This window comes from Candidatus Contendobacter odensis Run_B_J11 (assembly GCF_000531125.1).
Taxonomy (GTDB): domain Bacteria; phylum Pseudomonadota; class Gammaproteobacteria; order Competibacterales; family Competibacteraceae; genus Contendibacter; species Contendibacter odensensis.
This window is the reverse complement of the sequence record NZ_CBTK010000028.1, coordinates 16,138-39,083: the sequence shown is the minus strand read 5'-3', so window position 1 is coordinate 39,083 and position 22,946 is coordinate 16,138. Positions and strand designations below refer to the sequence as shown.

Here is a 22,946-nt window from a genome sequence, read left to right as displayed (position 1 = left end):
CCTATGTCAACCCCAATCCCATCTGCTATTTTCAACCCGCTGATGTTTCATCCAGGCCCAGAATCACTTTCGCGTGGTCAGTGCCTCCTGGAGCCAGATCCCGCAATACTTCCATGAAGTCCTTGGACATTAAGCGCCTGGCCCGTTTCAGCAAAAACGGCACCGGACTCGAAGGCTCGTAACGACTAAAATACTCGCACATCTTGTCAATGGCACGGATGACTTCTTCACGACTATTAAGTTCGCCCACCACCAGTCTGGATTCCCTTGGTACTCCAGTGGCATCAACGGCGCCAGCAGTTTCGGCATCGTCGGTCATCGCGGTTTCAACTGTGGGTTCAACATAACCCCGCCGTGACAACCAGCCTGCCACTACCGAATACATGTCCTGAGCCAATTTTCGCAGAAGTTCCAGATTAGCAGATTGGGTGATACCGACCCGCTCCGTAATCAGCGCCTCAATCATCTGTGTATTTTCCTTGATACCGGCCAGTGCATCCGCAGTCCCTTTTAATTCCATCAGATCAACATCCTGAAAAGCGCTATCAATCATCGCCTGCTCAGGTAATGGCGTTTTGTCATCTTTAGCGACAATCGGTTTCAATTCGCCGGCGGCAATCTGAATGTCACGATAACTGAAGCGCCCGGCGACCCGCGAAACCACCAGCGGCCATTCCTTAAGACTGCGCAAGGTCTCTTCGGGGTCAATCAGAACTTCAACAATATTCACTCTCAAGGTTGAATCATAACCATCATCGGGGTCGAGTTTGGGATGCACCTCATCCCAGAACTGTTCAATCAACCCCCGCAACAGCACCAGTCCATCACGAAAGCCTTCCAACCCATCGGTATACAGTAGCGCTCTCGTCAGATAGACCGCCACCCGCAAATCCTTGGTGCGGGACAGCAATCCCAGTGCCATTTTCTTGATACCGCCCCAGTTGGGAGGTTCCGCAGGAATAATGGTGTTACCGTACTGGCGCTCCGGCGTTCCCTGCGCCAGTTTCTCCATCTCCACGAACACCGGGTCGTACTCAAGATTCTCGCCGCACGGCTCGGCAGCGGAGATCTGGCTCAAAAATTGCTCAATTTCAATCGCACTCATAGCGGTCGCATGCCTCGTCATGATCCTGAGTTTTCCAGTCAAGTATAGTCTGGCTTGGCGCAATTACACGGTCGGTATAGACTGAATAATAGTAATCCATGCGATCCATTTCGATGAATTCCGCTCGGGGCGGTCGAAGCGGCACCCCTGCCAACGGAAACTGCGTCATGCCCCTGAAATTGACTATCACCAGCTACCAGCGACTCTCTCCTGGCCAGGAAACTACCCAGATACTCGACCGTGGTTCCATCAGCATCGGTCGCGCCGCGCAAAGCGACTGGATCCTGCAAGACCCGGAACGCATCCTGTCGGGTAAGCATTGCACCGTCCATCATCAGGATGGCGGCTACTTCCTCACCGACACCAGTACCAACGGGGTCTACCTGAACGATTCCGAACAACGCATCGGTCGAGGCGAAATGGTCAGGCTCCAGGACGGTGATCGTTTCGTCCTCGGTGAGTACGAAATCGCGGCTACCTTGATCCCTACGGCTGCGGAATTGGATGAAATCGAGCAGGAAGGACCCACCACTGATGTAGTGTGGACTTCGAATATCCCCACTCCAGCCGCGCCGGCGCTCCCTGTAATGGGCGTGGTCAGTCTCGGGGGGGGGCCAGTAGAACTGGACAAGCCTTCTTTCACTGATCTTCTGGCCGAAAATCACGATGATCTGGGCCTCTCCGAGCTACCGCCCGCCAACGCTATCGCCACTGAGCCCCCCTCCGATCTCATGGCGCCGGATCGTGCCTTTTTCGAACCACCTGCGCTGCTGCCCGAAATCCCGACTCCGCCCATCGAACCGATCACGGCGATCCCGACTCCAGCACCTGTGGTACAACCCCCTCCACAGGCGCCGACTGCGCCCGATATTTCGTTCGATCGCACCGCCGAAGATTCCAGCGCAAGTGCGCTTTCGGCTGGAGCCGCCGAATCGGAATCCGAACCGGCCATTCCCGAAGATTGGTGGATGACCCCACCGGTGTCCGCCGCTGCCGTCCAACCGGTCACCGCGCCGCCGCTAAAGCCGCCGCCACCCGCGCCACCACGCCCGACCGTTCCGCCATTACCGACCTCATTGCCGCCGGTTGAGGAGCCTGCCAAAGCCGTGCCGTCGGTAATGCCAGCGCCTCCGATACCATCGCCCCTCCCGGAACAGCCGGTCGGACTCGAAGCCAAAGTTCTGCTGCGCGCCTTTCTGGAAGGTGCCGGTCTGCCACACGCACGCTTGTCCGACGAGCAGCTACCCGAAATTATGGCCAATCTCGGCGCGATTTTCCGCGAAACGGTGCAGGGAATGATGGAAATTCTATTGGCGCGCGGTGATGTCAAGGGTGAATTCCGCCTGGATCGCACCAATATTGGACCGATAGAAAACAACCCGCTCAAGACACCGCCGGGCCAGCCGCCGCTCAGCCCGGAAGAGGTGATGACCCTGCTGCTGATCCGGCGCAAGGACGCCTATATGTCTCCGGTTCAAGCAGTGCATGAGGGGTTCAATGATATCAAGGCCCATCAACTGGCGGTCATGGCCGGGATTCAGGCCGCCTTAAGCCGCCTGCTCGAACGGTTCGCTCCCAGCAACCTGGAAACTCGCCTGCAACAAACCGTGTTCGACAGTATTCTGCCGGCCAATCGCAAAGCCAAATACTGGGATTTGTTCACCGCCGAATATCGAGCCATTGCCCATGAAGCCGAGGAAGATTTCAATGAACTGTTCGGCAACGAATTTGCCCGTGCCTACCAAGAACGGCTGCATCTGCGCTAGGTCTCATGGCTCTGATCCTGCATTGACTACCGTTCTACGGTTTGGATGCTAGGCTTTAGAAGCAAAGCCCCATCTTCCCAATCCAAGACACATAATGAGACGAGCAACACTGCAATGAGTTGGTACAGCAAGGTCGTGTGGTCTGAAGGGATGTTCCTGCGTCCCCAGCATTTTCAGCAGCAGGATCGCTATCTGGAAGCCTTCATTCGGCAATCCTGTAGCGTGCTGCGTCCTTACGATTGGGGTATGGCGGAACTGACTCTGGATCGGGAAGCGCTGGCGCTGGGCAAGATCGCCCTCACTACCGCTCGGGGTCTGCTGCCCGATGGCACCCCCTTCGATATTCCCGACCGCGATCCGCCTCCTGCGGCAATTGATATCGAGGCCGATGTACGCGGCACTCGGATCATGCTGGCCTTGCCGCTGCGGCGAACCGGCATGGCGGATGTGGAGCGCGGCGAGCAACAGGACACTACTACCCGTTATCGGGCGGTAGCTCGCGAAGTGCGTGACAATAACGTCGACACCGCCAATAACAGCGCCTTCGTCGAAATCGGCGAGCCTCGATTGCGCCTGTTGCTCGATACCAAGGATTTGGGTGACTACACCTGCATCGGGATCGCCCGGGTGCTGGAAAAGCAGCCTGATCAGCGGGTGGTGCTGGATGGAGAGTATTTGCCACCGTGCCTGGACTGTCGCAACGTGCCGACGCTAAACGGCTTTGTCACCGAAATACTGGGGCTGTTGCACCAGCGCGGCGACGCTCTGGCCGAACGGGTAGCCGGTGGGGGTGCCGGGCGCGGCGCTGGGGTAGACATTGCCCAGTTCCTGCGGTTGCAAACCGTCAATCGTTTTGAACCACTGTTCGCCCATCTGGCAACCATGCAGGGCTTGCATCCAGAAGCGTTCTACCAGATCGCCTTGCAACTGGCCGGCGAGATGGCGACTTTCACCGGCAAGGTCAAACGCCGTCCGCCGATGTTTCCAGCTTATGATCACGACGATTTGCAGAAGACCTTTGGCGCGCTGATCACCGAGCTACGGCGCTCGCTCAGTCTGGTTGAAGAGCAAGCCGCGATCCGGATTCCTATCGAGGAACGCCAGTACGGCATCCGGGTGGCGATCATCACCGACCGCGAGCGCCCGCTGCTCGCCAAGGCCACCTTTATCCTGGCAGTACACGCCGACATGGCGATGGACCTGCTGCGCGCCCGCTTCCCGACCCAAGTCAAAATCGGCCCGGTGGAACGTATCGCCCAGTTCGTCAATCACCATCTGCCGGGTATTGGCGTCAGTGCCCTGCCGGTAGCGCCCCGAGAAATTCCGTATCAGTCTGATTTCATCTATTTCCGGCTTGACCGCAGCAGCGAGTTCTGGAAACAGATGCTCAACTCGGGTGGCTTCGCGTTCCATGTGGGCGGCGAGTTCCCGGATTTGGAAATGGCATTCTGGGCTATCAAAGAGTAACCGAGTAGCGAACCTTGACCATAGACGATCCGTTTGCCACCACCGATGGGGATGAAGGTGAGCGCACGATTATCCGGCCCATGCCGGGCGGTCGCCGTTCAGGCAGCCCGCTGGCGGCACCGCCAGCACCAACAGCGCCGCTGCCTCGTCCGACAGGTACGCCGCCGCCGACTGAAGCGGCCCTGATGCCGTCCGAGGTCGGCCTGAATCCGCTGGAAGCTGCCGCTGCGCCGCTACTCAGTTTGATCACCCGCCTGAAGAACACCTCTTCGCACCCCGATCCCGAGCGACTACGCCAACAAATGATCGAAGAGATCAAGGTGTTCACGGCCACCGCCCGTGACCGGGGCCTTGACGAGAAAACGGTATTCCGTGCCCGTTATGTACTTTGCACCACGCTCGATGAAGTGGTGCTGAATACCCCGTGGGGCCGGGCCAGCCAGTGGAGTGAAAACAGTCTGCTGGTCACTTTCCACAATGAAACCTGGGGCGGGGAGAAGTTTTTTGAACTGCTGGATTCCATCATCCTCGACCCGCGCAAGAATCTATACCTGCTGGAACTGATGTACCTGTGCCTGGCGTTTGGTTTCCAGGGCCGCTACCGAATGCTGGACAATGGCCGCAGCCGGCTGGACGAACAGCGGGAGCGTGCCTACAACGCCATCCGTACCGCCCGCGGCGAATTTGAACGCGAGCTATCGCCGCATTGGCGCGGCGAGATCAAACAACGTAACCCGTTGATCCGCTATGTGCCGCTGTGGGTAGTGGCCGCAGTCGCGGCTGCATTGCTGCTTGTCGCCTACTCGCTCTTTAACTGGCTGTTGAACAATGCCTCCGATCCAGTGCTGACCTCCCTCAGCAGTCTTCGTGGCGAAACCGTGGCCATGGTTCGGCGCGGCGGCGTCGCCGTCCAACCCTCGGTTGCCAAACCCCAGCCACCCAACGCCGGTCTTACCCGGTTTTCACAGGAACTGCGTAAATTCCTCGATCCCGAAATCCGGCAGGGGCTGGTTGCTGTCATTGAGGAAGCTGACAAGACCACGGTGCGCATCCGTGGCGACGGTCTGTTCGACTCAGGCAGCACCCACATAAAACCAGCGTTTCTGCCGCTGCTGGCGCGGATTGGACAGGAACTGAACACGGTGCAGGGCCGGGTGCTGGTAACCGGTCACAGCGACAACACCCCGATCCGCACCCTGCAATTTCCCTCCAACTGGCATCTGTCCAAAGCTCGCGCCGATAGCGTGGTGCAAATGCTGGCTGTCGGCAGCACCAATCCGAGCCGTTTCACCAGCGAAGGCCGCGCCGATACCGAGCCGGTTGCCCCCAACGATACGCCGCAGAATCGCGCACTGAACCGGCGCGTTGACATCATTCTGCTGGCGCGGGTCAATTAGTGGGGGAGCCATGAAAAAAATCCTGAGTATTCTCAAAAATCCCTGGCTGATCGGTATCACCGGCATTCTGGCCGTCGCGGCATTGATCTGGTATCTAGGCCCGCTGATCGCCGTCGCTGGTCAAACCCCGCTCGCCACCAACCTCGGTCGTGTCGTCGCCATCATGACCGTTGGCGGCGCCTTCGCGCTTTACCGAGTTATTGAGTACGTCGGCACGCTGCGCCGCAACCGCGACATGCTGGCCGGTTTGGCTGGACAAGCCGGTTTGGCTGGACAAGCCGGCAAAGCGGGACAAATCGCAGCCGGGGGAGGCGATCAAGCCGCTCGCGATCAGCAACAAAAGAAGAAGGAAGTGGAAACCGCCTCGGCTGATGAAATTTCCACCCTTAAGCAGGGGTTGGACGAAGCGCTGGTTACCCTCAAGAAAGCGCGGCTGGGTGGTAAATCGGGGCGCGCCCAACACCTTTACCAATTGCCCTGGTACATCATCATCGGCCCGCCGGGTTCCGGCAAAACCACCGCGCTGATCAACTCCGGCCTGCGCTTCCCACTGGGTGCCGGCAAGGTGCGCGGCGTGGGCGGCACCCGCAACTGCGATTGGTGGTTTACCGATGAAGCAGTACTGCTGGATACCGCTGGACGCTACACCACTCAGGACAGCCATGAAGAAGTGGATCGGGCGGCATGGCGCGGTTTCCTGGATTTGCTCAAGAAGCACCGCAAGCGTCGCCCCATCAACGGCGCTTTCATTGCGATCAGTCTGGCCGATTTGTTGCAGCAGTCCGAGGAAGAGCGGACGGCTCAGGCGCTGGCCATCAAGCAACGCATTCAGGAGTTACACGAGCATTTCGGCATCCGCTTCCCGATCTATGTACTGTTCACTAAAGTCGATCTAATCGCCGGCTTTATCGAGTTTTTTAGTGATCTAGGCCAGGAAGAACGAGCGCAGGTCTGGGGTGCGACCTTCCCGATGGATGATCTCGCTCATCCCCAAGGGGTGGTGGAGCGGGTTGCCGCCGAATTCGAGTTGCTGGAGCGCCGGTTAAACGACCGGATGGTGGAACGCTTGCAGGAAGAACGTGACCCACAGCGGCGCGACCTGATCTACACCCTGCCCCAGCAGTTCGGCGCCCTGAAACCCCTCGCGGACCAATTCCTCAAAGAAGTATTCCGACCCAGCCGCTACGAGGAGCGAGTGCTGCTGAGAGGCATGTACTTCACCAGCGGCACTCAGGAAGGCACCCCAATTGACCGGCTGATGAGTTCGCTGGCGACCACGTTCGGTTTGCATCGACAGACGCTCAGCACCTTTTCCGGCAAGGGCCGCAGTTACTTCCTCACTCGGTTGCTCCGCGATGTCATCTTCCCGGAAGCGGAGATCGCTGGCGCCAATCTGCGGTTTGAACGCTGGCGAGCCTGGATTCAGCGCGGCGCCTATGCCGCTGCCCTGCTCATTACCGTGACCGCCGCCGTCCTGTGGTTGACCAGCTACGCTCGTAACGAACTGTACGTGCGTGCGGTAGAGAAACAGCGACTGGACGTGGAAAAACAGATTCAGGCGCTCTCACCCGATCAGACCGATCCCATCGCCGCACTTCCGCTGCTCAATTCCGCCCGCGTCATTCCCGGCGGCTACGGCGACCGCGATGCGGGCGCACCCTGGCTGATGGGTTTCGGCCTGTACCAAGGCGACAAACTGGGCGGGGAGGCGCAGGCGATTTACCAGCGACTGCTCCTGCAAGCTCTGTTGCCTCGCATCATCCTGCGGATGGAAGAACGACTGCGGCAAAATACTGGCAACCCCGGCTATCTGTATGACACGCTCAAGATTTATCTGATGATGGATAATCAGGAACGCTTCGATGCCAAGGCGGTTAAGAATTGGCTGGAGCAGGAGTGGCAAGCCAATCTACCTCGCTCGGTCAGCCGGGAACAGCGTGAGCAGTTATCGGCCCATCTGGATGCGCTGCTGGCGCAGGCGCCGTTGCAATCACCGCTGGCGCTGGACAGTACCTTGATCCAGAACACCCGAACCCTGTTAAATCAGGTTCCCCTCTCCCAACGCATTTACGAGCGGATCAAGCAAAATCAACGCACTGCCGGTATTCCTCCGGACATCGGGTTAACGTCCGCTGCCGGCCCGGATACGCCCCGCGTCTTCGACCGCAAGAGTGGTCAGCCGCTGAATGTCGGCGTTCCCGGCCTGTACACCTATAACGGCTATTACCAGTTCTTTCTGAACGAAAGTCCGAAGCTGGTGGGTCAACTGGCCGACGAAAGCTGGATTCTGGGAACGGCGGTGCAAATTTCCAGCAATCCGGCGGACCGGCAACAAACCGCCGATGGGGTCTGCCGGTTGTATCTCAACGACTATCTGAAGCAGTGGCAAGACCTGCTCACCGACCTCAAGATCAAGGAATTCAACAATCCGGATGCAGCACTCGACATCCTGCAAGTGCTGTCCGCACCGGCCTCGCCACTGCGCACCCTGATCGAAACCGTCACCCGGGAACTGGCGCTGGACAAGCCACCCCCACCACCCGATGGTAAAGCTGCCCCTGCCGATAAATCGCTGACCGACAAAATTGCAGGCATCCTCAATAATGCCAATGCGGTCGCTACCGGCACTACGATCCAAGCCTGTACCCTCGATCCACGATTGCTGAACTTTGGGACTCAATACGGACGTGAAATCGCCGGCGCCGAAGGGGCTATCCCGCCCTTCGACAAGACCCTGTCTACGCTTAATGATCTTTACGGCCACATGAATGCTATCGCCCGCGCCCGGGAATCCAGTCCTGACGGCGTGGTGCCGCAAACCCTTAAAGACCAGTTTGGAACGGTGGTCAATCAGCTTCAGGTAGACGCTGCCCGCAAGCCACCCCCGTTCAATACCCTGCTGAACAAGCTGGCCCAGGACAGTTCCGATATGATTCGCAGCCTGCGCGACCGGCTGAATGCGCAATGGCGATCAGCACAGGTCGCCGCCTTTTTTCAGGACAATCTGAAGGGCCGCTATCCACTGGTCCGCAGTTCCATTCAGTGGAGCGGAGGCGCGCCGGGGGCTGCGCCAGGCGGCAATGTCCCGCTCAATACCATTCAATGGGTTGGCCAAGGCACTGGTCCTAATGTGAGCCGCACTGTAGCCGGCCCACCGGACGCCACCCTCACCGCTTTTGGTCGCTTTTTTGGCCCGAACGGTCTGATGGACAGCTTCTTTAAGCAGAATCTGCAACCTTATGTAGAGACCACGCCGGGCGGCTGGCGCTGGCGCGGTCCCACCGGTCCGGAACAGAGCATCCCGCCCGAGGCCTTGCAGGCTTTTCAACGCGCCGCTGCGATCCGCGATACTCTGTTCAGCGGCAACAGCCAAACACCCACGGTTCGCTTTCAGTTGGCGCCCATCGAACTCGGCAGCGATGTCGGCCAGTTCGTGATCGGCGTGGACGGCCAAACCCAAAGCTACATCGCCGGACAGACGGCGCGGGTCGCCGATCTGCAATGGACCGGCGGGTCTGGGCAAGCACGGATCGAGTTTTTGCCGCCGACTGCGGGCAGCCCAACGCAACTGAACGAAACTGGGCCTTGGGCCTGGTTCAAGATTCTCGATCAAGCACAAGTTCAACCCATGGCTACCGGGCAATTCCGGGTGACGTTTCAGTTGAACGGCCGTCAGGCTGTTTACGAGATGCGCACCTCGGGTGGCGTTAATCCCTTTCGCCCGCGAGAACTGGAGGGTTTCCAGTGCCCGGAACAACTGTGACTTCCGGCGCAGCATGGCCGACGACCGGATTTTTCGGCAAACTGCCCAGCCGGGGTGATTTCATTGGCCGTCATCTGCCCAAGAGCTTTCTGGAACCTTGGGATGCTTGGCTGCAAGCCGCTATCGTCCAAAGCCGCAGCCAGTTGGGCGAATCCTGGCGCGAGTGCTACTGCACCAGCCCGATCTGGCGGTTCACGCTCGGTGCCGGTGTGTGCGGACCGACGGCCTGTGCGGGCATTCTGATGCCCAGCGTTGATCGGGTAGGTCGCTACTACCCGCTGGCACTGATCGCACCGCTGGCGCTGAACGAGCCTTTGCTGACGCTACCGACGACCGGCGCGGCGTGGTTTCAGCAAGCCGAACGCCTGGCGCTCGACGCGCTCGACCGTGATGAACTGGATTTGGACGATTTCAGCCAGCAGGTGGCGACCCTGGATGCGCCACCTGCGGTGGGCTTTGCCGCGACGAGCGCAGTGACGGGCAATACTTGGTGCTGCTCCCTGCCGGAATCGTCGGACGAATCGCCGATATCGCCGATCTTGGCAAATCATTTGCTTAGAAAAGCATTTCCCCAACCCAGTTTATGGTGGACTGAGGGTTCCGAGCAGATTACCCGTTGCCTGCTGATTTGTGACGGGATGCCGCCGGTGGCCGGTTTCGTGGCGCTGCTGACTGGAAACTGGCAACACTGGGGTTGGAATGAACTATCGCTCGTCGGTATCGCCGACTTGCCGGGCGAGTCAGCCACTGCCGAGGAGGATCAAGCATGAATCAGAAAACAACCTTTCAATGGTCATCCGCCGGTCGTAGTCATGTCGGCATGGTGCGGGCGATCAATGAGGACGCTTGCCTCGCCATGCCAGAACTGGGTCTTTGGACCGTCGCTGATGGCATGGGCGGGCACGAGGCCGGCGATGTGGCCAGCCGCATGATCGTCGAAGCTCTGCAACAGATAGATCCGCCGAGCAACTGGGAGGATTTTCTGGATTCAGCGCGGAATCGGTTGCGCGAGGTGAACCGGCGACTGCGCGAGGAATCAGCTGAACGCTACCAACACCGCACCATCGGCAGCACGGTGGTGGTGCTGCTGGCCTATGAAAGCCAGTGCGCCTGTCTGTGGGTGGGAGATAGCCGAATCTATCGGTTACGGAATGGGCAGCTTCAGCAGTTAACACGCGACCACAGCCATGTCCAGGAACTGGTCGATCAGGGCTTGATCACGCCCGATGACGCGCACCGCCACCCACTGGCTAATGTGATCACACGAGCGGTGGGTTCGGCAGAAGAGTTGCAGATTGATGAGGTAATCCATCCGCTGCAAGCGGGCGATCTGTACCTGCTGTGCAGTGACGGTCTTAACAAAACCGTCAGCGATGATGAAATCGCCGGTCTGCTTGCCCACAGCGATCATAACTGTCAAGAAGCAGTCAAGGCCTTCATTCATCTGGCCTTGATGCGGGACGCCAGTGACAACGTAACCACGGTGGTTGTCAACATCGGCGACCCTGGATCGGATCCGGTAGAGGAAACCGGTTCCGAAACGCTCGCTAACCCGATTCCACCGGATTGGTACTTGCAATAACGCAGGCCGCCCCAATAGTGGGGGCGGCGCCAACCTAAGCTCTCAGCGCCCCCGCCGGTACAGCGGCAACGGCTGGTCGGCGGCGGGCTGATAGCTCTCGCTAAATTCACCGAATGCTTCCAGCGCGTCTTCCAGACTGCGATCTTCGCGCAGTTCAAAGACATCGAAACCGCCACGCGCCATGAAAAACACCTGATCGCGCAGTACATCGCCCACTGCCCGGATTTCACCCCGATAGCCATAGCGTTCCCGCAGCAGCCGGGCTTGGGAATAAGCCCGGCCATCGGCAAATTTGGGAAATTCCAGCGCTACAACGGCAAGTTTTGGCAAATCTTCGGCCAGTTCTGCGGGATTAATGGTGTTCGGCAACCGGACTCCGACCGGCTCGCCCCGTTCCAGCAATACGGATCGTTGCTGTTTCCAGCGCGCCAACGACACAATTACCGGATTTGCCGGCAGTTCGCCATCGTCGGTGAGATGTTGCCAGTAATCCTCGATGATCTGGCGATTCTTGATAATTCGTCGCATGGCGCTGCTCCTAAGCGGCATCCGCTTCCAACTCCAGCACAGCCGGCGATGTTCCCACAGCGGGATAAACCCGCGCCCGAAATGGTTCGAGACCAATCCGCCGGAAAGTGTCAAGGAACCGTTCATCATCCTCACGCCGCTCGACATAGACCCGCAGGATGCGCTCCAGGGTGTTGGCGACCTCGGTTTTGGGCACTGAGGGGCCGAGAATATCGCCCAGCGTGGCGTCGTTCTCCGAGGAACCGCCCAACGAAATCTGGTACCACTCTTCGCCTTTCTTATCCACGCCGAGAATGCCGATGTGGCCAACATGGTGATGGCCACAGGCATTCATGCAACCGGACATGTTGAGGCGGATTTCACCGAGATCGTAGAGATAGTCGAGCCGGTCAAATTTCTCATTGATCTGCTGGGCAATACCAATCGAACTGGCATTGGCCAAGCTGCAAAAATCCAGACCGGGGCAGCAGATCATGTCGGCCAAGGTACCGATCACCGGCGCAGCCAGTTTCTGCGCGGTGAGAGCGTGCCACAGCGGATATAAATCAGCCTGCCGCACATCAGCCAGCAGCAGGTTCTGATGATGGGTCGCACGAATCTGGCTGAAACTGTAACGATCCGCCAGATCAGCTACAGCATCCATCTGATCAGCGCTGATGTCGCCCGGTGGCACCCCAGGATACTTAAGCGCCACAAATACGTTGCGATAGCCTTCTATCTTGTGATCAGCCACATTATGACGCACCCAGGCGGCGAACGCCTTGTCGCCCTTTAACCATTGCCCAAAGCTGAGATCGCGGTCAGCCTCCGACTCATAGGGCGGAGGGGCAAAGTAGCAGCGTACCCGCTCGATTTCATCAGCGTCCAGCACCAGGCCGGAATTTTTGATCTGTTCCCATTCCGCCTCGACTTGGGCGCCGAACTTTGCCGGCCCCAATGCTTTAACCAGGATTTTGATCCGGGCCTTGTAGATATTGTCGCGCCGCCCGTATTGGTTGTAGACCCGCAAAATGGCTTCCAGATAGGACAGCAAATCACGCTCGGGCAGGAACTCACGGATGACGTGGCCGATAATCGGAGTGCGGCCCAAACCGCCGCCGACCAGCACCCGAAAGCCGATCTCGCCCTGCTGGTTGCGGATCAGATTCAGGCCGATGTCATGGACTTGAGCCGCAGCCCGATCATGGATCGCACCGGTAACGGCAATTTTGAACTTGCGCGGCAGGTAGGAAAATTCCGGGTGGAAGGTGGACCACTGGCGAATGATCTCGCAGTAGAGGCGCGGATCTTCCAGTTCATCCTTGGCCACTCCCGCCAAATGATCAGCGGTGACGTTACGGATGCAGTTGCCGCTGGTTTGGATGGCGTGCATCTCCACCGTTGCCAGATCGGCGAGGATGTCCGGCGTTTCTTCCAGTTTCGGCCAGTTGTACTGAATATTCTGGCGGGTAGTGAAGTGACCATAATCCTTGTCGTAGCGGCGGGCAATGTGGGCCAACATCCGCAGTTGCCGCGACGATAACAGGCCATAGGGAATGGCGACCCGCAGCATCGGCGCATGGCGCTGGAGGTAAAGACCATTCATCAGCCGCAACGGACGAAATTCGTCGTCGCTCAGTTCACCCGCCAGATAACGCCGAACCTGACCGCGAAACTGGGCGACTCGCTCGTCCACAAGCGTCTGATCATACTGGTCATATTGGTACATGGTCGTCGGTTCCCGCTGTCCGGTTACACATCCTGCCCTGGCTCAAGCCGCCTCGGGCCACTCGATTAGAACCTTAGCATTGTGGCTATATGCAAATAAAGAATTTTTTAACCATAAATTTATAGCAAATTGTTATCAAGTGGCGCGGTCGTCTGACCTCAGAGATAGCTGAACAAATCCAGTGGATACCGCTGACCCGTCAGATAATCATCCACACAGCGCAGCACCATCGGGCTACGCAATTTTGGCCCCAGCGCGGCGATCTCCTCCCGAGTCAGCCATAACGCCCGCTCAATCCCGTGATCCAGCGGTTGATCGGGATGGTGGCGCAAGGCTTGGCCGGTGAAACAGGTACGGATGTAGGTATGACCCTGGGGATGCGTCCAATAGTAGAGGCCAACAATGGCGTCCACCTGCACTTCCCAAGCGGTTTCCTCCAGCGTTTCCCGGATAGCTGCCGCCGCCAGCGTCTCGTGCGCATCCAGATGACCAGCAGGCTGGTTATAGACCAGTTCCTCGCCGTCAGCGTATTCCTCAACCAGCAGAAATCGCCCCTCGCGCTCGATGAGGGTAGCAACGGTCAACCGGGCATCCCAATCCATAAAAATCCTCCTACGGTAACGGTTTAGCCAGAGTAAATGCGCCGCGCAAATCACCTTCCCTAAAGCCCCGCGCCGCGTCGCTCGGATACAACTCTTTCAATTTGGCGTCCACTTCAGGAGTGAGATGCTCACCATGACAGCCCAGACACAACGCGGCGGTTGGGATTGCTTTCATATAGCGGAAGGTTTTCTGGCCTTGGTCATCATCAATCACCGCGAAAAACTCCAGCTTATCCACCGGTTCACCCTGCGCCTTGCGGGCATCGAACTGCTTGAGTACCGCCTGTTCCCAATTGTCGGGTGCATTGGCTGGATTGCGGATTTTGAGACTGGTTCGACCCACCAGTATCCCCAAGTGCTGGGATAGATCCGTGGCGATTTGTTCAGCCTTATCGTGGCAAACCGCAATGCCGTTGACCGCACCACCGCTTTGCATCGCCTGTTGTAACGCTTCTTTCAGGGTTGCGCCGAATTTCTGAACGGCGACGCGGCTGACAGTGATTTCGGGCGGAGGGTTTGGGCTGGGTTTCGCAGCGACTGATGGGGGCGAAGTCAGAGCGATGCCGACGGTCAGCGCCGCGCTCAGGGTAAGAATCAAAGCGGGTCGCATGTGCAGAATCTCCCATTTACGTCAATACTGGGAGAGAAAGTATAGGCGAACCAGCGCCTATTGCCGTGAATTTTTCCGAACCTGGCCCGTTCTAACCCAGCGCGCCTAATTTCCATCGAAGCCAAACCCACGAGGTGTGACTGATGAGCCTGTCCCAGAAGACTTGTACCCCCTGCCAAGGCCGCATTCCCCCGCTGTCCATAACCGAAGCCGAAGCCCTGTTGGCGCAAGCCCCCGGTTGGGGTTTGCTACACCATGGCACCCAACTGGAACGGCGGTTCCCATTCAAGTCCTTCGACACAGCTTTAGCTTTCGTCAACCGGGTGGGTGATCTGGCCGAGGAGGAGGGTCATCATCCTGACATTAGCTTCGGCTGGGGTTACGCCAACGTGCTGTTTTACACCCACAAGATCAGTGGGTTGCACGAAAACGACTTTATTATGGCCGCTAAGGTCAATGATCTTTATACGGACGAGGTGACTTGAGAGGAAACCAGGGGAGAAAATAACGACTTCGACACAGCGCACTTACCGACCGGACTGCTCCAGTAAACGCCGCAGTTGGTAGCGATAGACAAAACCGGGCAAGGCACCAACCGCAAACAGGCACAGAGTCACCGTGTAGAACTCCCAATCCTGAGGGTGAAGGGTGCCAGTAGCCTTGTATTCCAGACCCAATCCCAGACCTAGAACCAATGCATAGAGCAGCGCCCACTCAATCAGTCGCAGCCCAAACGGCTTGGGCTGCCCATCCCGGCGCGCGATCAACAGCAGCCAGCGCTCGCTCAACCAAGGCAGATTAGCGGCCACCACCGCCAATCCCAACCAAAACCCAATAGCGATTCCCTGCGGCATGGCGTGTGGCCGGGCCGGATCAAGCAATCAATTCAATAGCGCCGTAGCGCACCAGGTCATCAGCGCGGTCGGGTATAGCCCCAGCGCCACCAACAGCAGGCCATTGGCGCTAATCGCGATCTCGGTATCCAGACTGATATGAATCGGCTCGCTCTGTTCCGGCTTGTCGAAATAGAGGCATTTGACCACCCGCAGATAGTAAAACGCCCCGATCACCGAGAACACCACCCCGAACAGCGCCAGCCAGACCAGACCGATATTCACCACTGCCTGCAACACCATCCACTTGGCGTAGAAACCGGCCATAAACGGAACGCCCGCCATGGACATCATGATTACCAGCATCAGAAAGGCCAACCACGGACTGCGGTCGTTCAACCCCTTAAAATCGTCAATATTCTCGACTTCAAAGCCAGTCCGACCCAGCATGATCACCATGCCGAAAGCGCCGACCGCCATCAACACATAGACGATGGCGTAGAACATCGCCGCCGCGTAACCCTCAGGGGAGCCGGCCAAAATGCCAAGCAGCAGAAAACCGACATGAGAAATAGTTGAATAGGCCAACATCCGCTTGATGTTGGTCTGGACAATAGCTACCAGATTGCCCAGCGCGATGGACAGCACCGACAGGATGATCAGCATCTGTTGCCAGTCACCTTGCAGCGTACCCAGCCCATCCACCAAAACCCGCATCATCAGCGCGAAGGCCGCCAGTTTGGGCGCTGACCCGATGTACAGCGTGACCGAAGTCGGCGCGCCCTGATAGACATCCGGCAACCACATGTGAAACGGCACTGCGCCCAGTTTGAACGACAGCCCAACCACCAGAAACACCAACCCGAACACTAACACCAGATTATCAGCGCCTTGCCGGGCGACCGCATCGGACACCACCTGAAGATCCACGCTACCGGTCGCACCATAGATCATCGAAATCCCGTACAGCAACATCCCGGAGGCCAGCGATCCCAGCACGAAGTATTTCATCGCAGCCTCGGACGCCACCGGTGAGTCGCGGTCCATCGCCACCAGCGCGTACAGCGACAACGACAACAGTTCCAGTCCCAGATATACGCTCAGCAGGCTGTGCGCCGACACCATGATCATCATGCCCAACACGCCAAACAGACCCAGCACATAATACTCGCCCTTGAACAAATCACGCCGGCGCAGATAGTCACGCGAGTACAGAAACACGGCAGCGGAGGACAGATAGATGAATATTTTGAGCAGATCACCCATCGCATCCTTGATGTAATGACCGAACATGGTGGTCACTGGCGCATGGGCATAGGTTACCAGCGTCAACAGCGCCGCACCCAACAGAGTCAGTTGCGCCACCCCGTAAGTGATGTAGCGCTGCCGCTGTTCCAGGAACACGTCAATGACCAAAAGCAAACACGCCATAGTCAGAACGAACAGCTCCGGCACTACCGGCATGAAGTCAGGGGCGACAAAATTCATGGATTTTCCCTTTTTTCTCTACGACAGGCGCTTTCACAGCTTGGTCACAATGACATGTTGCAACAGATTATCCACCGTGGTGTGCATCACCGAGGTGAGCGGATCAGGCCAGAGACCCAGCAACAGCACCGCTGCCGCCAGCAGGCTCAGCATGACGATCTCACGAGTGCTGACATCCTTCAGTTCAGCGACATGGCTGTTACCAATTTCGCCGAAAATAACCCGCTTCACCAACCACAGGGTATAGGCCGCGCCCAGGATCAGAGTCGTAGCCGCCAGGAAAGCGATCCAGAAATTCGCCTTGAAACTGCTGAGAATCACCAAAAATTCGCCGACGAACCCAGATGTCCCCGGCAAACCGGAATTAGCCATGGCAAACAGCACCATGAAAGCGGCGAAGATCGGCATGGTGTTGACCACCCCACCATAATCCTTGATCTGGCGGGAATGAACCCGGTCATACAGCACCCCCACGCAGAGGAACAGCGCACCAGAGATGAAGCCATGCGACACCATCTGCACCATGCCGCCCTCAATGCCCATAGCCGCTCCACTCAAACTGCCTGTGTTGCGGTATAAGCCAAACACGATGAAGAAACCCAACGTCACAAAGCCCATGTGCGCAATTGAGGAATATGCAATCAGCTTTTTCATGTCCTGCTGGATCAGTGCCACCAAGCCGATATAGACCACTGCAATCAGCGACAGGGTAATAATCAGCCAGTCCAGCATATTAGCCGCGTCCGGGGTAATCGGCAGAGCAAAGCGCAGGAAGCCGTATCCACCGATCTTGAGGGTAATAGCAGCCAGGATCACTGAGCCACCGGTGGGCGCCTCGACATGGGCGTCCGGTAACCAGGTATGCACCGGCCACATCGGCACCTTGACTGAGAAAGCTAACACGAAGGCAAAGAAAATCAGCACCTGCTCAGTCATGCTGAGCGGCAGCTTGTGGAAATCCAGAATCTCGAAGCTGTTGGCCTGGTTGTACATATAAATCAACGCGATCAGCATGAACACCGAACCGATGAAGGTGTACAGAAAGAACTTAATCGTAGCGTACACCCGCCGTGGGCCACCCCAGATCCCGATGATCAGGAACATCGGGATCAGCATCGCTTCGAAAAAAACGTAGAACAGGAGGGCATCCAGCGCAGTGAACACCCCGATCATCAGCCCTTCCATGATCAAAAAGGCCGCCATGTACTGAGCAACCCGGTACTTCACCACTTCCCAACCGGCAATGACCACTAATACGGTCATAAACGCGGTAAGCAGGATGAGCGGCATTGAGAAGCCATCCACACCCAAGTGGTAATTAACCGTGAACGCTGGAATCCAGGGCGCAAACTCCTGGAACTGCATCGCAGCCGTCGCGGGATCGAACAATGTATACAATGGAATGCTGATCAAAAAGCTCAGGATTGCCACAGTCAGGGCCAGTGTCCTAGCACGTCCGGGGTTATCATCACCCACGAACAGCACGGCGACACCACCGAGAATCGGGAACCAGATAACAAAACTCAGCAAAGGCAGTTCCGGCAGCATGAATTTTATTCTTCCAGGTTAGCGGGTGACAAACCACGTTAGCAGGATCAACAAACCGATGATCATCGCAAATGCGTAGTGATACAAATAGCCCGATTGCAGATGCCGGGTCACAGCCGCTACCCAACCGACCCATCGCGCTGTGCCATTGACCAGCAGGCCATCAATTAATCCGGCATCCACATACTTCCACAGCACGGTGCCGGTCTCGCAACTACCCCTGGCAAAGAACCGCTGATAGAACTGGTCGAAGTAGTACTTATTATCCAGGATATCGTACACCGGTGCGGCAAGCTGACGAATCCGCTCAGGCACATCGGGCCGTGCCATATATAGGTACCAAGCTGAGCCAAAACCAGCCAGAACCAGGATAAACGGCAACCCAGTCAAGCCATGCAGTGCGAAGTTCATGGCTCCGTGGAAGTGTTCGGCAAGATGCTCCAGTACATTATGCTCCGGCGTAACCATGATGACCCCCTTGAATACCTCCCCGAATAACAGAGGTTCGATGGTCATAGCTCCGATAACAACAGAAGGGATAGCCAGCAGAATCAGCGGCACAGTCACCACCGCAGGAGTCTCGTGTAAATGCTCCTGAGTATGATGATCCATTCGCTCTTTACCGTGGAACACCAGAAAATACAGTCGGAAGGAATACAGCGAAGTGACGAACACGCCCAGCATCACCGCGAAATAGGCGAACCCCGCACCGGGAATCTGTGACGCATGAACCGCTTCAATAATACTGTCCTTCGAGTAGAATCCGGCGAAACCTGGTGTACCAATCAACGCCAAAGTGCCGAGCAGGAAGGTCACCCAAGTAATCGGCATATACTTCCACAGCCCACCCATCTTGCGGATGTCCTGCTCATGGTGCATGGCGATGATTACCGAACCGGCGCCTAAAAACAGCAGTGCCTTGAAAAAGGCATGGGTCATCAGGTGGAAAATAGCGGCGGAATAAGCGGACACACCGAGTGCCACCGTCATATAACCGAGTTGCGACAGGGTGGAATAGGCAATTACCCGCTTGATGTCATTCTGGACAATACCCAGAAACCCCATGAACAGGGCGGTAATCGAACCGATTACCAGCACCACACTCAATGCGGTCGGCGACAACTCAAACAGGGGCGACATCCGGGCCACCATAAAGATACCGGCAGTCACCATGGTCGCAGCATGAATCAATGCCGAAATTGGAGTTGGGCCTTCCATTGAATCAGGCAACCACACATGCAATGGCACCTGAGCCGATTTACCCATCGCGCCGATGAACAACAGGATGCAGGTCACCGTCATCAGCGACCAATCAGCACCAGGAATAATCTGCACCGTCATGCTGGCCATTAGCGGCGCGGCAGCGAATACATCAGCGTAATCGAGGCTATTGAAAGCCATCAGTACGGCAGCAATACCGAGCAGGAAACCAAAATCACCCACCCGGTTGACCAGAAACGCTTTCATATTAGCGAAAATGGCACTCTCGCGCTTGTACCAGAAACCAATCAGCAGATAAGACACTAAACCAACCGCTTCCCAACCGAAGAACAATTGCAGGAAGTTGTTGGACATCACCAGCATCAGCATCGCGAAAGTGAACAATGCGATATAGCTGAAGAAACGCTGGTAACCGTCATCGTCATGCATATAGCCGATGGTGTAAATGTGGACCATGAGCGACACAAAAGTCACTGTGGCCATCATGATCGCAGTCAAGTTATCCACCAGGAAACCGACTTCCAGGCGGATACCTTCAACTATCATCCAAGTGTAAATCGAACCATTATAAGGGGCAGCCCCGCTCAGCACATGATGCCGGAGAACGATCAGTGACAACAGGAAAGCAGTCGCTACACCAATGATGGTAATCCAGTGGGCACCAGACCGACCAATTTTGCGGCCGAACAGACCCGCAATAAGGGCTCCCATTAACGGCGCGAGAATAATACCGAGGTAGATATTTTGCATACGGCTAGCCTTTCAGCGTATCGAGTTCGGCGACATTAATAGTGCGACGGTTGCGAAACAGCACCACCAGGATAGCCAGACCGATGGCCGACTCGGCTGCCGCCACCGTCAGGATAAAAAAGACAAAAACCTGTCCAGTGGTGTCGCCAAGGAACCGCGAGAACGCGATGAAGTTGAAATTCACCGCCAGCAACATAAGCTCAATCGACATCAGCAGGATGATGACGTTCTTCCGATTCAGAAAGATGCCAGCCACGCTGAGACAAAAGAGGATCGCCGCAAGCACAAGATAATCAGTAAGCGCGATCATCTATCCCCCGCCTTGAGTTTTTTGGAACAGTAGAAATCAGTAGAGAAAAAGCGGACTCACCACTTTTAGTAGTTGGCCGCCCGCCTGACATTTTACTTCTTCTTTTCCGGCATCATCCGTACCAGACGTACCCGATCATCCCGCGAAACCCGAACTTGCCAAGCGGGATCCTGGGACTTAGTACCTTCCCGACGACGCATCGTCAGCGAAATAGCAGCAATAATCGCTACCAGCAGGATCGCCGATGCAATCTCAAATGGATAGACATAGAAGGTATAAAGGACGCTACCTAATTCTCGGGTATTACTGTAGTCAACTGCGTGTGGAACGAGCCGGTACTGTTCCGCACCGAAATAACCGGAACCCACTACCAATCCCATTTCGATAACAATGATCAGCGCCACCGTCACTCCAACCGGCAGGTAGCGAATAAAACCTTCTCGCAGCGGTACGATATTAATGTCCAGCATCATGATTACGAACAGGAACAACACCATCACTGCACCTACATAGACCAGCACCAGGACAATGGCCAGGAACTCGGCCTCAATCAGCAGCCAGAGCGCAGCACTGGTGAAGAACGCCAACACCAGAAACAGCGCGGCATGAACTGGGTTGCGCACCGTAATCACCCGCACCGCCGAGAACACCAGGACAAGGGCAAAGACATAAAATAGAAACTTTTCAAATCCCATAAGTGAACCTGTTTTCTTGATTCTGATAATAGAAACTGACTAGCGATAAGCAGCGTCAGCGGCCCGGTCGGCAGCGATCTGCGCCTCCCACTGGTCGCCATGCGCCAGCAGTTTTTGCTTGGTCATGATGTGTTCGCCCCGCTTCTCGAAGTGGTAATCAAATACCCGGGTTTCCACGATTGAATCTACGGGGCAAGACTCCTCACAGAACCCACAGTAGATACACTTGAACAGATCGATCTCGTAGCGAGTGGTACGGCGGGTACCATCAGGTCGTTGCTCTGACTCAATAGTAATCGCGAGTGCCGGACAGACTGCCTCGCATAATTTGCAGGCGATGCAGCGTTCTTCACCGTTTGGGTAACGGCGCAACGCATGCAGACCGCGAAACCGGGGCGACAACGGAGTCCGCTCTTCCGGAAATTGCACCGTGATTTTCTTGGCGAACAAATAACGGCCTGTCACCTGCAGACCAAGCAGCAGTTCCCACAACAGGAAACTCTTAAGGTAGTGCCGAAGGGTGTTCAGCGTATTCATCTGTTTTCTCCACTCAATCGAACCATGGACTCACATGAGCCAACACGCCGAGCCCGATGACCAGCAGCCAAACCAGTGTCACCGGGATAAATATTTTCCAGCCCAAGCGCATGATCTGATCGTAGCGATAGCGTGGGAAGGTAGCGCGAAACCACAGAAAAAACAGCAGCAAGAAGGAAATTTTGAGTACCAGCCAGATCGCGCCAGGCACGAAGGCGAACAGATTACCCAGCAGCGGAATACCCTCGAACGGCGACAGCCAGCCCCCCAAAAACAGGGTAGATGCCAGCGCGGACACCAGGATCATGTTGGCGTATTCCGCCAGAAAGAACACAGCAAATGCCATGCCGGAATAGTCCACATGGAATCCGGCCACGATTTCCGACTCACCTTCAGCGACATCAAAGGGGGCACGATTGGTTTCGGCAACACCGGAGATGAAGTAAACCAGGAACAACGGCAACAACGGCAGCCAGAACCAGTGCAGTAAGCTACCCTGCTGCGCCAGCACTATCTGATTGAGATTCAGACTACCGGCGGCCATGAGCACGCCCACCAAGGCAAAGCCCATGGCAATTTCATAAGAGACGATTTGCGCTGCTGACCGCATGGCGCCAAGGAAGGCATACTTGGAGTTCGAGGCCCAACCCGCAATGATTACACCGTAAACGCCCAGCGAAGTCAGCGACAGCAGATACAGCAGGCCGGCGTCGAGATGAGAAATGAGCATGCCATCGCCGAACGGAATCACGGCCCAAGCGGCCAAAGCCGGACCGAAAGATAACACCGGGGCCAAGAGGAACAGGAAGCGATCCGCTCGACTCGGAATAATAATTTCCTTGAACATCAGCTTCATAGCATCGGCGATTGGCTGCAACCAACCCTTGGGGCCGACCCGGTTCGGGCCGATCCGCACCTGCATGTAGCCAATGATCTTACGCTCGGCGAAGGTCAGATACGCCACGCCCAGCAGCAGAGGCATTAAGAGAGCCACAATCTTTAGCAGGATGATAACGAGGGTCAGCAGCGTTTCCAT

General features: G+C 56.7%; 20 protein-coding genes. 7 read left to right on the top strand and 13 right to left on the bottom strand.

All coding sequences use genetic code 11. The annotated features are described in order from the left end of the window. Positions 1-31 precede the first annotated feature (31 nt). Positions 32-1,105, bottom strand: a complete 1,074-nt coding sequence (gene tssA, locus BN874_RS02270; protein ID WP_034430591.1) for a type VI secretion system protein TssA — start codon at positions 1,103-1,105, stop codon at positions 32-34. Between the two features lie 167 nt (positions 1,106-1,272). Between tssA and tagH the strand changes: the two genes are divergently transcribed. The 6 genes from tagH (at position 1,273) to BN874_RS02235 (ending at position 11,080) form a co-directional block, all read left to right on the top strand. Continuing rightward, positions 1,273-2,871: a type VI secretion system-associated FHA domain protein TagH gene (gene tagH / locus BN874_RS02260; RefSeq protein ID WP_034430588.1), complete on the top strand. Its 1,599-nt coding sequence runs from the start codon at positions 1,273-1,275 to the stop codon at positions 2,869-2,871. A 114-nt stretch (positions 2,872-2,985) separates the two neighbouring features. Beyond that, positions 2,986-4,338, top strand: coding sequence for a type VI secretion system baseplate subunit TssK (gene tssK / locus BN874_RS02255; RefSeq protein WP_034430587.1), 1,353 nt, complete (start codon positions 2,986-2,988; stop codon positions 4,336-4,338). Between the two features lie 14 nt (positions 4,339-4,352). After that, the gene (locus BN874_RS02250) at positions 4,353-5,735 is read left to right on the top strand and encodes a DotU family type VI secretion system protein (RefSeq protein ID WP_034430586.1); all 1,383 of its coding nucleotides are present in this window, start codon (positions 4,353-4,355) and stop codon (positions 5,733-5,735) included. Positions 5,736-5,745: 10 nt separating this feature from the next. Continuing rightward, on the top strand, positions 5,746-9,498 hold the full coding sequence (gene tssM / locus BN874_RS02245; RefSeq protein WP_034430585.1) for a type VI secretion system membrane subunit TssM: 3,753 nt from the start codon (positions 5,746-5,748) through the stop codon (positions 9,496-9,498). Then, complete coding sequence (gene tagF / locus BN874_RS02240) at positions 9,480-10,268, top strand: type VI secretion system-associated protein TagF (RefSeq protein WP_081756080.1); 789 nt, start codon at positions 9,480-9,482, stop codon at positions 10,266-10,268. The genes tssM and tagF overlap by 19 nt, the downstream gene beginning before the upstream one ends. Next, on the top strand, positions 10,265-11,080 hold the full coding sequence (locus BN874_RS02235; RefSeq protein ID WP_034430584.1) for a PP2C family protein-serine/threonine phosphatase: 816 nt from the start codon (positions 10,265-10,267) through the stop codon (positions 11,078-11,080). Before tagF ends, BN874_RS02235 begins: the two co-directional genes overlap by 4 nt. Before the next feature lie 42 nt (positions 11,081-11,122). Here the strand turns inward: BN874_RS02235 and BN874_RS02230 are convergent, their stop codons facing one another. The 4 genes from BN874_RS02230 to BN874_RS02215 all read right to left on the bottom strand — a co-directional run bounded on the left by BN874_RS02230 (position 11,123) and on the right by BN874_RS02215 (position 14,528). Next, positions 11,123-11,608 (bottom strand): DUF934 domain-containing protein, encoded by a 486-nt coding sequence (locus tag BN874_RS02230; RefSeq protein WP_034430583.1) that lies wholly within the window; start codon positions 11,606-11,608, stop codon positions 11,123-11,125. 10 nt (positions 11,609-11,618) lie between these two features. Then, positions 11,619-13,316: a nitrite/sulfite reductase gene (locus BN874_RS02225; RefSeq protein WP_051497321.1), complete on the bottom strand. Its 1,698-nt coding sequence runs from the start codon at positions 13,314-13,316 to the stop codon at positions 11,619-11,621. Between the two features lie 158 nt (positions 13,317-13,474). Further along, the gene (locus tag BN874_RS02220; protein WP_034430581.1) at positions 13,475-13,918 is read right to left on the bottom strand and encodes an NUDIX hydrolase; all 444 of its coding nucleotides are present in this window, start codon (positions 13,916-13,918) and stop codon (positions 13,475-13,477) included. Positions 13,919-13,928: 10 nt separating this feature from the next. After that, complete coding sequence (locus BN874_RS02215; protein ID WP_051497320.1) at positions 13,929-14,528, bottom strand: Tll0287-like domain-containing protein; 600 nt, start codon at positions 14,526-14,528, stop codon at positions 13,929-13,931. A 143-nt stretch (positions 14,529-14,671) separates the two neighbouring features. On the opposite strand from BN874_RS02215, the gene BN874_RS02210 reads away from it, so the two are divergent. Then, complete coding sequence (locus tag BN874_RS02210) at positions 14,672-15,013, top strand: 4a-hydroxytetrahydrobiopterin dehydratase (protein WP_034430580.1); 342 nt, start codon at positions 14,672-14,674, stop codon at positions 15,011-15,013. A gap of 42 nt (positions 15,014-15,055) precedes the next feature. Here the strand turns inward: BN874_RS02210 and BN874_RS02205 are convergent, their stop codons facing one another. The 8 genes from BN874_RS02205 to nuoH all read right to left on the bottom strand — a co-directional run bounded on the left by BN874_RS02205 (position 15,056) and on the right by nuoH (position 22,946). Further along, positions 15,056-15,382 (bottom strand): DUF2818 family protein, encoded by a 327-nt coding sequence (locus BN874_RS02205; protein WP_034430579.1) that lies wholly within the window; start codon positions 15,380-15,382, stop codon positions 15,056-15,058. A 27-nt stretch (positions 15,383-15,409) separates the two neighbouring features. Then, positions 15,410-16,849: an NADH-quinone oxidoreductase subunit NuoN gene (gene nuoN, locus BN874_RS02200; RefSeq protein ID WP_034430578.1), complete on the bottom strand. Its 1,440-nt coding sequence runs from the start codon at positions 16,847-16,849 to the stop codon at positions 15,410-15,412. Positions 16,850-16,882: 33 nt separating this feature from the next. Then, positions 16,883-18,397: an NADH-quinone oxidoreductase subunit M gene (locus BN874_RS02195; RefSeq protein ID WP_034430577.1), complete on the bottom strand. Its 1,515-nt coding sequence runs from the start codon at positions 18,395-18,397 to the stop codon at positions 16,883-16,885. A gap of 18 nt (positions 18,398-18,415) precedes the next feature. Further along, positions 18,416-20,368, bottom strand: coding sequence for an NADH-quinone oxidoreductase subunit L (nuoL, locus tag BN874_RS02190; protein WP_034430576.1), 1,953 nt, complete (start codon positions 20,366-20,368; stop codon positions 18,416-18,418). A 4-nt stretch (positions 20,369-20,372) separates the two neighbouring features. Continuing rightward, on the bottom strand, positions 20,373-20,678 hold the full coding sequence (gene nuoK / locus BN874_RS02185) for an NADH-quinone oxidoreductase subunit NuoK (protein WP_034430575.1): 306 nt from the start codon (positions 20,676-20,678) through the stop codon (positions 20,373-20,375). A gap of 92 nt (positions 20,679-20,770) precedes the next feature. Next, positions 20,771-21,373 (bottom strand): NADH-quinone oxidoreductase subunit J, encoded by a 603-nt coding sequence (locus tag BN874_RS02180; RefSeq protein WP_034430574.1) that lies wholly within the window; start codon positions 21,371-21,373, stop codon positions 20,771-20,773. Between the two features lie 39 nt (positions 21,374-21,412). Continuing rightward, positions 21,413-21,901: an NADH-quinone oxidoreductase subunit NuoI gene (nuoI, locus tag BN874_RS02175; RefSeq protein WP_034430628.1), complete on the bottom strand. Its 489-nt coding sequence runs from the start codon at positions 21,899-21,901 to the stop codon at positions 21,413-21,415. Between the two features lie 22 nt (positions 21,902-21,923). Next, the gene (gene nuoH, locus BN874_RS02170; protein WP_081756079.1) at positions 21,924-22,946 is read right to left on the bottom strand and encodes an NADH-quinone oxidoreductase subunit NuoH; all 1,023 of its coding nucleotides are present in this window, start codon (positions 22,944-22,946) and stop codon (positions 21,924-21,926) included.

What these genes read in the sequence shown, in the direction of transcription:
- tssA (WP_034430591.1), bottom strand. Translation starts at nt 1,105, where the DNA reads ATGAGTGCGATTGAAATTGAGCAATTTTTGAGCCAGATCTCCGCTGCC.
- tagH (WP_034430588.1), top strand. Translation starts at nt 1,273, where the DNA reads ATGCCCCTGAAATTGACTATCACCAGCTACCAGCGACTCTCTCCTGGC.
- tssK (WP_034430587.1), top strand. Translation starts at nt 2,986, where the DNA reads ATGAGTTGGTACAGCAAGGTCGTGTGGTCTGAAGGGATGTTCCTGCGT.
- tssM (WP_034430585.1), top strand. Translation starts at nt 5,746, where the DNA reads ATGAAAAAAATCCTGAGTATTCTCAAAAATCCCTGGCTGATCGGTATC.
- BN874_RS02235 (WP_034430584.1), top strand. Translation starts at nt 10,265, where the DNA reads ATGAATCAGAAAACAACCTTTCAATGGTCATCCGCCGGTCGTAGTCAT.
- BN874_RS02230 (WP_034430583.1), bottom strand. Translation starts at nt 11,608, where the DNA reads ATGCGACGAATTATCAAGAATCGCCAGATCATCGAGGATTACTGGCAA.
- BN874_RS02225 (WP_051497321.1), bottom strand. Translation starts at nt 13,316, where the DNA reads ATGTACCAATATGACCAGTATGATCAGACGCTTGTGGACGAGCGAGTC.
- BN874_RS02220 (WP_034430581.1), bottom strand. Translation starts at nt 13,918, where the DNA reads ATGGATTGGGATGCCCGGTTGACCGTTGCTACCCTCATCGAGCGCGAG.
- BN874_RS02215 (WP_051497320.1), bottom strand. Translation starts at nt 14,528, where the DNA reads ATGCGACCCGCTTTGATTCTTACCCTGAGCGCGGCGCTGACCGTCGGC.
- BN874_RS02210 (WP_034430580.1), top strand. Translation starts at nt 14,672, where the DNA reads ATGAGCCTGTCCCAGAAGACTTGTACCCCCTGCCAAGGCCGCATTCCC.
- BN874_RS02205 (WP_034430579.1), bottom strand. Translation starts at nt 15,382, where the DNA reads ATGCCGCAGGGAATCGCTATTGGGTTTTGGTTGGGATTGGCGGTGGTG.
- nuoN (WP_034430578.1), bottom strand. Translation starts at nt 16,849, where the DNA reads ATGAATTTTGTCGCCCCTGACTTCATGCCGGTAGTGCCGGAGCTGTTC.
- BN874_RS02195 (WP_034430577.1), bottom strand. Translation starts at nt 18,397, where the DNA reads ATGCTGCCGGAACTGCCTTTGCTGAGTTTTGTTATCTGGTTCCCGATT.
- nuoL (WP_034430576.1), bottom strand. Translation starts at nt 20,368, where the DNA reads ATGCAAAATATCTACCTCGGTATTATTCTCGCGCCGTTAATGGGAGCC.
- nuoK (WP_034430575.1), bottom strand. Translation starts at nt 20,678, where the DNA reads ATGATCGCGCTTACTGATTATCTTGTGCTTGCGGCGATCCTCTTTTGT.
- BN874_RS02180 (WP_034430574.1), bottom strand. Translation starts at nt 21,373, where the DNA reads ATGGGATTTGAAAAGTTTCTATTTTATGTCTTTGCCCTTGTCCTGGTG.
- nuoH (WP_081756079.1), bottom strand. Translation starts at nt 22,946, where the DNA reads ATGGAAACGCTGCTGACCCTCGTTATCATCCTGCTAAAGATTGTGGCT.